Genomic DNA, 12155 nt, shown 5'->3' with positions numbered 1-12155 from the left:
TCGCTGCTTGCCTTGATCGATGATGGAACACGTGAACATAGAAGCTGATGCAACTAGTTTTTCTATTTGAGAAACGATTCTGAGAAGCGGTTGCGTGAGTAAATCACCGCCCTTCTAGAGGGCTGGTGAAAAACGGTTGTTTCTTTTGAGCAATGGGGGAGCGTTTGAAAGACGATCCCGATGCGACAAGGCTTTTCTATTTGAGAAACAGGCTTGATAAGCGACTTGCTCCCTTAAATCACCGGCCTCCTAGAAGGTTGGTGAAAAACATTGGTTTCCTCTGAGCGATCGGGAGACGTGTGAAAAGCGGCACCGATGCCAAAGAGTTTTTATTGGAGGGGGGTAGACTGATGATCGGCTTGATGAAAGGATTGGCGTATACATTAAAAGAACTGACGCGCGAAAAAGTGACGTACGGTTACCCGCACGAGCCGCTCCCGCTTCCTGACCGGTTCCGCGGCATTCAAAAGTTTTATCCGGAAAAATGCATCGTGTGCAACCAGTGTGTGAACATCTGTCCGACCGAATGTATCCAGCTGACCGGGAAAAAGCATCCGGACCCGACGAAAAAAGGGAAAGTGATCGAAACATACAACATCAACTTTGAAATTTGCATTTTATGCGATTTGTGCACCGAAGTCTGTCCGACGGAAGCGATCGTTATGACGAACAATTTTGAGCTCGCCGAGTATAGTCGCGATGCCTTGTATAAGGACTTGGCCTGGCTCGATGAAAACGACACGAACATAAGAAGGGAGAATAAACCGTGAGCGGAACGGACATCGCCTTTTTCTTGCTCGCCCTCGCGGCGATCGCCGGTGCGGTGATGATGCTCCAGTTGACGAACGTCGTCCATATGGTCCTTTCCCTCGTCATGACGTTTTTGGGCATCGCTGGGCTGTACGTTTTGCTTTCCGCTGAATTTGTCGCTGTCGTGCAAGTGCTCATTTATTCCGGGGCCATTACGATCATCATGCTGTTTGCCATCATGTTGACGCGCCATCACGCCGATGACAAGGAGCGGCAGACGACTGGCGGCGTTGGGCATAAAGCGGCCGCCGCCTTCGCGGTTCTCGCTTTTGGCCTTGCTGTGTACGTCGGCATCCGTACGCTTGATTTCGGCGCTGACGGCAGCGCGCTTCCAGCCGATAACGCCAAGGCGATCGGCCAATGGCTGTACTCGTATTATACGATTCCGTTTGAAATTGTGTCTGTCCTTTTGCTCGTCGCCTTGATTGGGGCGATCGTGCTGGCGAAAAAAGACGGCAAGGGGGCGGAAGACGAATGACATTATCGGCGTATTTAGCGCTTTCGCTCATCCTGTTTTGCATCGGGCTATACGGGGCGCTCACGAAACGGAATACGGTCATTGTTCTCATCTGTATTGAACTGATGTTGAACGCGGTGAACATCAACTTCGTTGCCTTTGCCAAATACGGCCCCCATCCCAGCGTTCACGGGCACGTGTTTGCGCTGTTTGCGATCGCCGTGGCGGCGGCGGAGGCGGCGGTCGGTTTGGCAGCGCTCATCGCCTTTTATCGGAATCGGAAAACGGTTCGGGTCGATGAAGCCAATTCGCTGAAACATTAGAAAAGGGGATGGGGGAAAGATGATGAACCTAGCTTGGGTCGTGCCGCTGTTCCCGCTTTGTTCGTTTGTTTTGCTGCTGTGGTTCGGGCGGAAATGGAAACAAGCGAGCGCCTATGTCGGCATCGCTGCCACGCTTCTGTCGCTGCTCGCGGCGTTCGGCGTGCTGGTTAGCCGGCTCGGCGGAGCGACGTATGAAGCGAATTGGACGTGGATGAAAATCGGTGACGCCACGTTGACGGTCGGGGTTTCCGTTACGGCGTTAAACGCTTGGATGCTCGTTGTCGTCGCCTTGGTCAGCTGGCTTGTCCATATTTATTCGCAAGGCTATATGGCTGGGGATGAGCGGTTTTCGACGTTTTATGCGTATTTAGGGTTATTTACGTTTGCGATGCTTGGGCTTGTGCTGTCGCCGAACTTGTTGCAGGCGTACATGTTTTGGGAGCTCGTCGGACTTGGGTCGTTTTTGCTGATCGGGTTTTATTTCTACAAAGAAGAAGCGAAAGCGGCGGCGAAAAAGGCGTTTATCATGACCCGCATCGGCGATGTCGGCTTTTTGATCGGCATGCTGCTCTTGTTTTGGCAGACGAAAAGCTTTGATTACGACGACATTTTCCGCGCCGTTGGCAACGGCACGCTGTCGCCCGGTATGACGACATTGACGGCCATCCTCATTTTCATCGGCGCGATCGGCAAGTCCGGGCAGTTCCCGCTCCATACGTGGCTTCCGGATGCGATGGAAGGCCCGACGCCGGTGTCGGCGCTCATCCACGCCGCGACGATGGTGGCGGCCGGGGTGTACCTTGTGGCGGCCTTGTTTCCGCTCTACGAGGCAAGCGCGGCCGCTATGATGACCGTGGCGGTGATCGGCGGGGGGACGGCGGTGTTTGCCGCGACGATCGGCTTGGTGCAGACGGACATTAAGCGCGTCCTCGCTTACTCGACGATCAGCCAGCTCGGCTATATGATGTTGGCGCTTGGCTCGGGGAGTTATGTCGCCGCCATTTTCCATTTAACGACGCACGCCTTTTTTAAAGCGTTGCTCTTTTTGGCCGCCGGCAGCGTCATTCATGCCGTCCATACGCAAAACATCGAGGAAATGGGCGGGCTTTGGCGACGGTTGCCGTGGACCGCGCCGCTCTTTCTCGTCGGGGCGCTGTCGATCAGCGGGATTCCGCTGTTTGCCGGCTTTTTCAGCAAGGATGAAATTTTAGCCGCCGCTTGGACGAACGGGTCGGTCGGGCTCTTTTGGCTGGCGGTCGCCGCAGCGCTGTTGACATCGTTTTACATGTTCCGGCTCTTTTTCCTCGTCTTTGCCGGTGAGGTGCGACATCGCCATGACGGCGCCGTCCATGAAGCGCCGATGTCAATGACGGCGCCGATGGTCGTGCTCGGCGTTTTATCGGTCGCTGCTGGGTACATTCAAACCCCTTGGTTCGGCTCGTTTCTCGGCGAGTGGTTGACCGATGGGGCGTACCATCATGAAGCGGCGCCAGGATGGATCGCGGTTGTGGCGGCGAGCGTGTCGCTGGCCGGGATTCTCCTCGCTTGGCTCATGTATGGGGCGCGGAAGGTGCCGCGCGATTGGTTGTCCGCGCGCGCGCCGTACGGGTACGAATTGTTGCGCCGCCACTATTACATGGACGATCTTTACCGGTCGACCGTTGTGGCGCTTGTGTCATCCATTAGCCGCCTGTTGGGGTATGTCGATCGTTACTTGGTGGAAGGGCTCGTTCAGTTTGTCACCGGCACGGTGAACGCGATCGCTTCCGCCGGATCGCGCGGGCAAAACGGGCAAGCCCAGACGTATGGGTTGGTGGCGGCGGCCGGCTTAGCGATGTTGGTCGTCATCTTTGCCTTGACAGGAGGGGACTGGTTATGACCTTTTTGTCGCTGCTCGTCTTTTCGCCGTTGTTAGGCATCGGGCTGCTGGCATGGGTTCGCAAAACGGAGACGAACATGATCCAATGGATCGGAACGGCCGCCACCGTGCCGCCGCTGCTGCTCTCGCTGTTTGCGTTCATCGAGTCGGTGCGCGGATTTCCTCTTGAGCGGTTGGATGAAGCGCATCATTGGGTTCGTCTTGCCGATTTCCCATTTTTGACCGATGCGGCGTATGTCATCCGCTATGAACTTGGCATCGATGGGCTGTCGCTTCTCTTTATCGTCTTGACCGCCGTGCTCGGGACGCTGGCAGCGGTGGCTTCCTTGCTTGTCAACGAGGAGAAAAAAGGGTATTTTATGTGGTTGCTTGCGCTAGAGGTCGGCATGTTGGGCGTGTTTGCCGCGGCGAACTTCATTTGGTTTTTCTTCTTCTTAGAGGTGACGCTTGTCGCCATGTTCTTGCTTGTCGGCAAATGGGGCGGCTTTGAACGCGAGAGGGCGGCATACAGTTATTTGCTGTACAACGGGCTCGGGTCGGCGCTGCTGCTGGTCGTGATCGCCGTGCTTGTCGCCCGCACCGGAACGGCGAATTTCGCTTTGCTTGACGACATGTTGCATCACCCGGTCGCCGAAGGACAGCTGATCGCCCCGTTGACGTCAGAGGCGCGGCACTGGCTGCTTGGCGGGTTGCTGCTGGCGTTTGCCTTCAAGCTGCCAGCCGTTCCGCTTCATCGCTGGCTCATCCGCGTCCATGTCGAAGCGCCGCCGCCGGTCGTCATGCTTCACGCCGGCGTATTGTTGAAAATCGCGGCGTATGGGATGATCCGCTTTGGGATCGGCTTGTTTCCCGATGAGTTTCGCGCGTTTGCCGGGGTCATCGCCGCGCTCGGGGTCGTCAACATCCTGTACGGCGCGCTGTTGGCGCTTCGACAGCACGAGTTAAAACATGTACTCGCCTATTCGAGCGTGTCGCACATGGGAGTTGTGCTCGTCGGCCTTGGCGCGCTCAATGAGGCCGGCATTCAAGGGGCGATTTTCCAATCCATCGCCCACGGGCTCATCGCCGCCTTGTCATTTTTGCTCGTCGGTGTGCTTGCCGATCGATGGGGAACGACCGACATTCGCCGCCTAGGCGGACTCGCGGCGTCCATGCCCGTCTTTTCCGGATATTTGCTCACCGCTGCCCTCGCTTTGCTCGGCTTGCCGGGCTTGGCGGGATTTGTCGGCGAATTCACTGCGTTTCTCGGCTTGTTTGCAAAGAAGCCGATCTTGGCAGCGGTAGGGGCGCTCGGTTTGATTTTCGCCGCCGCCTACTCGCTGAAGGCGGTGTTGAACGTGACGTTCGGCCGCGCCCGTGGGTCGCAGCCTCCGGCGGGGCAAAGCGAACCGCGGGAGGCGGTCGCCGATTTGCGGATGAACGAAGCCGTTCCGGCGTTCATTCTCGTCGCGTTGATTGTGGCGGTTGGCGTGTATCCGCAGCTGTTGGCGGGGCAGCTTGCCGCCGCGCTCGAGACGATGATGAACGGGTTAGGAGGGTGATCATATGAATGACGTATGGCAATCTGATTGGAGTCTCATGACGCCCGAATGGATTGTGCTCGCCGTTGCTGTGGTTTTGTTGCTCATCGATGTGGCCATGCCAGACGAGCGAAGCCGCCGTCCGCTTGCTTGGGGGGCGGCGCTCGGGGCGGTGCTTGCGCTCGGGGCGACGGCGGCGCTCATTCCGGCTGAACCGGCTTCGATTTTGCATGGGACGTTTCGGCTCGATAGCTTTGCGAAAGCGTTCAAGCTTTTGCTGCTTGCCGGCGGGGCGCTGGCCTTGCTGATCGTGGCGGGATGGAATCCAAAAGAGGGTAGCCGTTATGGCGGCGAGTTTGCCTATCTGTTGCTGTTTGCGTTGCTTGGCGCGATGATGACGGCATCGAGCGGCGATTTGCTTACCTTGTTTGTCAGCGTGGAACTGCTGACAGTGTCGTCCTACATTTTGGCCGGCTTGCGCAAAACCGTTGCGGCATCCAATGAAGCGGCGCTGAAATATGTGATCAACGGCGGCATCGCCACCGCCGTCATGCTGTTTGGCATGAGCTACGTGTTCGGTTTGACCGGAACGACGAACCTCAACGAAATCGCCCGCCGGCTGCAAGAGACGAATGAGCCGTACATGCTGGCCTTGGCCTTTCTTCTTTTGCTGATTGGCGTTTCGTTTAAGCTGGCGGCCGTTCCGTTTCATATGTGGGCCCCGGACGTATACGAAGGGGCGCCCGTTCCGGCGACGGCGTTTTTTGCCGTTGTCTCAAAAACAGCCGGATTTGTTCTTCTCCTCCGCCTGCTGGTGACGATGTTTGCTGCGGCGCCGGCGGAAGGGCGGGATCCGTCATCACTGCTGTTGTCGATGCAGCCGGCGATCGCTGTGCTCGCTGGGCTGACGATGATCATCGGAAGCGTTGTGGCGCTCCGGCAGCGGAGCTTGAAGCGGCTGCTCGCTTACTCCAGCATCGCCCACGCTGGCTATTTGCTCGCTGGGTTTGCCGCGATGTCGTGGGCGATGATCGACTCGCTTTGGATTTACTTGCTTGCGTATCTGTTGATGAACATGGGGGCATTCGCCATCGTGTCGCATATCGTCGATGAAACGGGTTCAGACGACTGGGACGGGCTCACGGGGCTGTACCGCCATCGCCCGCTGTTGGCTGCGGCGCTCGGCCTGTTTTTGCTATCGCTCGCTGGCATTCCGGGCACGGCAGGATTTATCGCCAAGCTCCATTTGTTCATCGGCCTTGTCGTCACCGAGCCGGGCCATTACGTGCTCGCTGCGGTGATGGCCATTACGACCGTCATCTCTTATGTGTATTATTTCAACTTGATCGTCCAGCTTTTTTTCCGTCCGCTGTTCTCTTCGGCACCGCTTGGCCGCATGTCGGCCGGGTTGTCGGCGGCCGTCGTTCTTTGCGCGCTCGGGACGCTGGCGCTCGGCTGGGCACCGGGGCTTGCATACAATGTGCTCGCCCAGTTTGATCACTTTGGCGATTTTTTGCCGTAGCGTTACAATAAGGGGAGAGGAACGCCTCTCCTCTTTTTTGTTGGACGGCGGGTGAGAGGGGACCGAACTCAACAGCAAAGCGGAAGAGGTTTGGCGTGGTCCCGCCTGTTCTCGCTGTTCCCTGCCGCCAGTATGACCACTAGACGGCTGGTGAAAGAGGATGTTGTTGGAGGCCCCCCAAGTAATAAACGTAATCCCACTGCCGCCAATTTGAAAAGAATGAGAGTTGTGCCGACCTACAGACGAAACGAACGATGTGTGCAGGAAAGAGGTGAATGAGATGATGCCGATCATGGGCCAACAAGCGCTCATTTCCATTATCGTCCATTTAGCGTTGATCGCCGTGACATGGTGGACGCTGCAGGCGGTGCGCATCGAGGTGTTGCTGAAGCCGAACCGCGTCGTCCAAGGACGGCTGCTGTACATTTTGTTGACGATCGCCATCGGCTCGACCGTGGCGAACTTTTTCCTTGATTATTGGACATGGTCAACGGATTTGCCGTATTTGTTCCGCGATTAAAGGAGGGAGGCGACCTCCGTCCGCCCGGCGCCGATCCGCCGTTTCGAACGCGGCCGCTGCCATTGACGCCCGTACCGTGTTGGTTCAGCTTTCCGCCCGCGTCTCGCCGTGCGTTCGACCGCGGGTGTGTTTCCACTTCAGCGAGCAGCTCGTCCTGCTCGTTGGTTTGTTTATGAAAACGATTTCAAAAACTGCTTTTGTCGATTTTTTTGACGTATGTTCCCTTGTCTGGTGGCAACAATAACAACTAAGGAGAGGAAGGGAACGGAGATGAGAAAGATGGGAAAAAGCTGGACGGCATGGCTGGCCGCGCTTGTGCTGACGGGCTTGGTTTGGGCCGGATGGCAAAATCGGACAGAAGGCGCACGAGGGGACGAGTGGTCGAAGCCGCTCGAAACAATCGCTCAGACGCTGAAGCGGCATGGTGCTTCGCTTGATCGCTGGGTCGTGTACACAAGAGAGTATGCCCACGATATTGAAAATGATGCGGACTTTTTCAAAAAAATGGCGGAGCTGAAACGGCAAAACCGTTCGTTTCGCTGGTCATTGGTGAGGACAAGCCATGGACCAAAAGCGATCGGCATCAATGAACGTCCTTTCTTTCGCGAACAAATTCAGCTCGTGATGACCGTCACAAACGGAGGACCGCAAACGTATCTCCTCTATGAAGCGGCCGGCTCCGCGTGGAGCGAAGCTAGGTGGAAAGAAGCAGCGCAGCGCATTCAAACAAAGACGAGTGAACTATTTGTGAACAATCCTACATTTTTTGCTTGTATGGAAGGCGAGTTCAGTGGTAATATGAAAGGTGGTTTGTTTGATCAAGCCTCTCAACTGCTTCATGATTTGCAAGCGACGCCGGTCGAGTGGTTGAAGGAAGAGTCACTCGTTTCCCTGTCTGCATATACTGGGCAGTGGAAGAACGTTCTCCCGGCCGCCAATCATCAAAGCATCAACCTGCAACTCGCCATGAGAGAAAGATTGGGTGGCAAGACGCGCGTCGTTGTTGGAACCCCAATCATTACCATTGAATACTAATATAGAGAAATTGGACGCGGAGGGGAATACCTTGGAAAAGATCATCGTCCGTGGCGGAAACCGGTTGAGCGGCACCGTCAAAGTCGAAGGCGCAAAAAATGCCGTTTTGCCCGTCATCGCTGCCACCTTATTGGCCACGAAAGGAACAAGTACGATCCATGATGTGCCTGCTCTTTCCGATGTATATACAATCAGTGAAGTGCTTCGCTATTTAGGCGCCGACGTTCACATCGCCGGCGATGTCATCACGGTGGATGCCACCGGCCCATTGACGGTGGAAGCGCCGTTTGAATATGTCCGAAAAATGCGGGCTTCGGTGCTGGTGATGGGGCCGCTGCTGGCACGCAACGGCCGCGCCCGCGTCGCGCTGCCGGGCGGCTGCGCCATCGGGTCGCGCCCGATCGACCAGCATTTGAAAGGGTTTGAAGCGATGGGGGCCTCGGTGAAAGTCGGCAACGGCTTTATCGATGCCGAAGTGAACGGCCGTCTTCGCGGCGCCAAAATTTATTTGGACTTCCCAAGCGTCGGGGCCACGGAAAATATTATGATGGCCGCCGTGCTGGCGGAAGGGACAACGGTGATCGAAAACTGCGCCAAAGAGCCGGAAATCGTCGATTTGGCCAACTTTTTGAACGCCATGGGCGCCAAAGTTCGCGGCGCCGGCACCGGCACGATCCGCATCGAAGGGGTCGATGAGCTTGTCGGCACGACGCATACCGTGATTCCCGATCGCATCGAAGCGGGCACCTTCATGGTGGCGGCGGCGATCACCGGCGGCAACGTTCTCGTGCAAGGGGCGGTGCCGGAACATTTAGGTTCGCTGATCGCCAAGCTGGAAGAGATGGGTGTGACGGTCATCGAAGAGGAAAATGGGGTGCGCGTCATCGGCCCGGAAAAGTTGAAAGCCGTCGATATGAAAACGATGCCGTATCCTGGATTTCCGACTGACATGCAGTCGCAAATGATGGCTCTCTTGTTGAAAGCGGAAGGCACAAGCATGATCACCGAGACGGTGTTTGAAAATCGCTTTATGCATGTCGAAGAATTCCGCCGCATGAACGCCGATATTAAAATCGAAGGGCGTTCCGTCATTATTAATGGCCCGTGTCAGCTCCAAGGCGCCGAGGTGGCGGCGACCGATTTGCGCGCGGCTGCCGCGCTGATTTTGGCAGGTCTGGCGGCGGACGGCTATACGCGCGTGACGGAGCTTCGTCATCTTGACCGCGGCTATGTTCGTTTCCATGAAAAGTTGGCCGCGCTCGGGGCTGACATTGAACGCGTCCATGAAGAAACCGAATCGCCTAGTGAAATCCAAGCGGTGGAATGGAACAGATAAAGAGCGAAAAACGGCGGTGAACTGCCTCAAGGCAGGGAGCGGCCGTTTTTTGTGACCGAGGGGAAAAACGGCGATTTTCACGAAATGATGGGTGAGCGTGTCAAAAGAGTCATCGGTGTGGCAAGATTTCTCTATTTAGGAAATGACGCCGGGAAGCGGAACGAGCGGCGAAATCACCGGCCTTTATCATAAAGAAAACAGTCATATATACTTGTCCGAGCCCATAACTATAGTAACGAACTGAAGCCAAAGCAGGCATTGATGGAAGATGTCCGCTGGTGCTTGAAAAATGCATATTGGGGGCTCGGCTATGGTCAAACGATTAAAACCAGTATTCGCACTCGCACTATGCCTGTTTGTCGCCATCCTTGTTATTCCAGCGGCGCTCGTTTTGCCATTTTACGATGGGAAGGTGGCAAAGTTGGCCGAACAACTGCACAAGCAAAATCAAACGCAGCGATCACAGGCAGCCGAAGGACCGTCCGTCGAAGTGGCGGTCTACCGAAGCAAGGAACAACGCGTCGAAAAAATTCCTCTTGAACAATATGTCATCGGCGTCGTTGCGGCAGAAATGCCGGCGGAATTTGAATTGGAAGCGTTAAAAGCGCAAGCGTTGACAGCAAGAACATACATCGTCAAGCAATTGCTTGCCAACCAACCGTTTCGCCTGCCGGAAGGGGCGAACGTGACCGATACGGTGGCCCACCAAGTGTATTACAGCGATGACGAGCTGCGCAAGTTATGGGGAAGCGATTATGACTGGAAAATCAAAAAAGTGACGAAAGCGGTGTTGGAAACGCGCGGACAAATTATAACGTACAACAATCAGCCGATTGAAGCGCTTTTCTTTTCGACAAGCAACGGCTATACGGAAAACTCCGAAGCCTACTGGAAAAATGAGTTTCCGTATTTAAAAAGCGTGGCCAGCCCATGGGATCGTCAATCCCCAAAGTTTTACCAGCGCAAATGGATGTCGGTGGCCGAATTTGAACGCCGGCTTGGCGTCACGCTTTCCCAGAACGGATCGGTCGGCGTCATCCTCTCCCGCACCCCTGGCCGCCGCGTCGGTGAGGTGAACATCGGCGGCAAAACGTTCACCGGCCGTGAAGTGCGGGAACGGCTCGGCTTAGCGTCAGCCGATTTTACTTGGGTGCGCCAAGGCGATGACATTGTCATTACGACCAAAGGCTATGGCCACGGCGTCGGCATGAGCCAATACGGGGCCAATTTTATGGCGAAAGAAGGGAAAACGTACGCCGACATCGTCAAACATTATTACCGCGGCGTTCATATTTCATCAGCCACGGCGTTTTTGAACAAACTGACTGCGAAAAAATGAAAACGGGGCGAACGCCCTGTTTTTTTGCATAAAACCAGCAGGAATGTCAAAAAATAAGCAAAAAATTGCTTTCGGCGTGTATATCTTTTCCTCTTTCTGTTCAAAATGGTTGCTGAGGTGATGAACATGAGAGAGGAACAAAAACAATCGTCGCTGAAGCGTCTGTTCCGCAAACGTTGGGTATTTCCGGCGATTTATTTATCATCGGCCGCATTGATTGTCGCTGGCGCGCTTTGGTTCCAACTGGGCAAAGATGAGAATACAGGCAAAGACAACGTCGCCGAAAACGGCGCCGCTCAGCAAGAAAACCCGGCGGTCCCGGTCAATGAGACGGTAGAGAACATCGCCATGCCTGTGCTCGATCCGAACGCGGTGCAAGTAAAAACGCCGTTCTATGATGACGACGCATCGGAACAAGAACAGGAAGCAGCCCTTGTCTTTTATGATCATACGTACCACCCGAACCAAGGCATCGACTTGGCGCGCCAAGACGGCAAAACGTTTGACGTGACCGCTGCGCTGAGCGGCACGGTGGCGAAAGCGGAAAAAGACCCGATTTTAGGCTATGTTGTCGAAATCAATCATGAACAAGGGGTCACGACCGTCTATCAATCGCTCGCTGATGTGAAAGTGGAAGCCGGCGATACGGTGAAACAAGGCGAAGTGATCGGCAAGGCAGGGCAAAGCGAGTTCAACAAGGAAGCCGGCATTCACGTTCATTTTGAAATCCGCAAAGACGGCAAACCCGTCAATCCGATCGAATACATTGACAAACCGTTAACCGCTTTGACTGATCAAGCGAAAGATCACGCCGGTGATGACCGCGCCGCCACCAACAAAGAAAAGCAATTGATGCCAAGCGATGAAACAGCGCCGACCGAAACCGAACAAACACCGGCTGATGACAACACCACGGCGCCAAGCGACGATCATTCCGAACAAAATGAGGACGCTTCCTCTTACAAAACGCCAGACGCCTCCATTGGCATGGCCAGAGCGTAACCGGCCACGGCGTCTGACAGCGAAAGCGAAAAGGCCTGTCCGTTTGCCAGCAAGCGGACAGGTCTTTTTCGTGAACATGCCGAGCTGGTGCGGATTTTCATCCCCAAGTGGAGGGCAAAACGTTGCCCATGGATCTTTTGCGTGAAAAGGCAGGACCATCCTCGGGTGGAAGGCAGGACGCATTGTCCATGGAACTTTTTCTTAAAAACGCGCGCTTGAAGCGGCCCTTTTCATCCCCGGGTGGAGGGCAAAAATTGCCCATGGATCTTTTGCGTGAAAAGGCGGGACCATCCCCGGGTGGACGGCAGGCCGCGCTGTCCATGGAACTTTTCCGTCTCGAGCCGTGCATCGCTTTCCGGGGTGGGTGGAGTTAAAGCTGCAAGAATTATTTTTTTCGATATTCCTTTTTTTA

11 protein-coding genes are annotated in these 12155 nt (G+C 55.4%); all 11 read left to right on the top strand.

Annotated features, from left to right (window positions below):
- The first annotated feature begins 350 nt into the window (after nt 1–350).
- The 11 genes from nuoI to NST29_RS17215 all read left to right on the top strand — a co-directional run bounded on the left by nuoI (nt 351) and on the right by NST29_RS17215 (nt 11743).
- Nucleotides 351–770, top strand: coding sequence for an NADH-quinone oxidoreductase subunit NuoI (gene nuoI, locus NST29_RS17265; protein ID WP_033020477.1), 420 nt, complete (start codon nt 351–353; stop codon nt 768–770).
- Nucleotides 767–1288 carry an NADH-quinone oxidoreductase subunit J gene (locus tag NST29_RS17260; protein ID WP_033842881.1) on the top strand — a complete coding sequence of 174 codons (522 nt, stop codon included), beginning with the start codon at nt 767–769 and terminating at the stop codon, nt 1286–1288. Before nuoI ends, NST29_RS17260 begins: the two co-directional genes overlap by 4 nt.
- Nucleotides 1285–1590 carry an NADH-quinone oxidoreductase subunit NuoK gene (nuoK, locus tag NST29_RS17255; protein ID WP_033020473.1) on the top strand — a complete coding sequence of 102 codons (306 nt, stop codon included), beginning with the start codon at nt 1285–1287 and terminating at the stop codon, nt 1588–1590. Before NST29_RS17260 ends, nuoK begins: the two co-directional genes overlap by 4 nt.
- Before the next feature lie 19 nt (nt 1591–1609).
- Entirely contained in the window at nt 1610–3469 is a 1860-nt protein-coding gene (gene nuoL / locus NST29_RS17250) for an NADH-quinone oxidoreductase subunit L (RefSeq protein ID WP_033842882.1), read from the top strand.
- Nucleotides 3466–5010: an NADH-quinone oxidoreductase subunit M gene (locus NST29_RS17245; RefSeq protein WP_033842883.1), complete on the top strand. Its 1545-nt coding sequence runs from the start codon at nt 3466–3468 to the stop codon at nt 5008–5010. The genes nuoL and NST29_RS17245 overlap by 4 nt, the downstream gene beginning before the upstream one ends.
- Before the next feature lie 4 nt (nt 5011–5014).
- Nucleotides 5015–6511 (top strand): NADH-quinone oxidoreductase subunit NuoN, encoded by a 1497-nt coding sequence (gene nuoN, locus NST29_RS17240; protein WP_033020469.1) that lies wholly within the window; start codon nt 5015–5017, stop codon nt 6509–6511.
- A 280-nt stretch (nt 6512–6791) separates the two neighbouring features.
- Nucleotides 6792–7031: a DUF1146 family protein gene (locus NST29_RS17235; protein WP_033020467.1), complete on the top strand. Its 240-nt coding sequence runs from the start codon at nt 6792–6794 to the stop codon at nt 7029–7031.
- 270 nt (nt 7032–7301) lie between these two features.
- Nucleotides 7302–8066, top strand: coding sequence for a YwmB family TATA-box binding protein (locus NST29_RS17230; protein ID WP_324698706.1), 765 nt, complete (start codon nt 7302–7304; stop codon nt 8064–8066).
- A 31-nt stretch (nt 8067–8097) separates the two neighbouring features.
- Entirely contained in the window at nt 8098–9402 is a 1305-nt protein-coding gene (gene murA, locus NST29_RS17225; protein ID WP_033842885.1) for a UDP-N-acetylglucosamine 1-carboxyvinyltransferase, read from the top strand.
- Between the two features lie 310 nt (nt 9403–9712).
- A complete protein-coding gene (gene spoIID / locus NST29_RS17220; RefSeq protein ID WP_033842886.1) occupies nt 9713–10741 on the top strand; it encodes a stage II sporulation protein D in 1029 nt (342 codons plus the stop codon).
- Between the two features lie 126 nt (nt 10742–10867).
- Nucleotides 10868–11743, top strand: a complete 876-nt coding sequence (locus NST29_RS17215; RefSeq protein ID WP_033842887.1) for a M23 family metallopeptidase — start codon at nt 10868–10870, stop codon at nt 11741–11743.
- Nucleotides 11744–12155: the final 412 nt, after the last annotated feature.

This window comes from Geobacillus sp. FSL W8-0026, from assembly GCF_037966255.1.
In the GTDB taxonomy this organism is placed as follows: Bacteria; Bacillota; Bacilli; order Bacillales; family Anoxybacillaceae; genus Geobacillus; species Geobacillus icigianus.
Note: the sequence above shows the minus strand (reverse complement) of the source record. Positions and strands in the feature narration are given on the sequence as shown.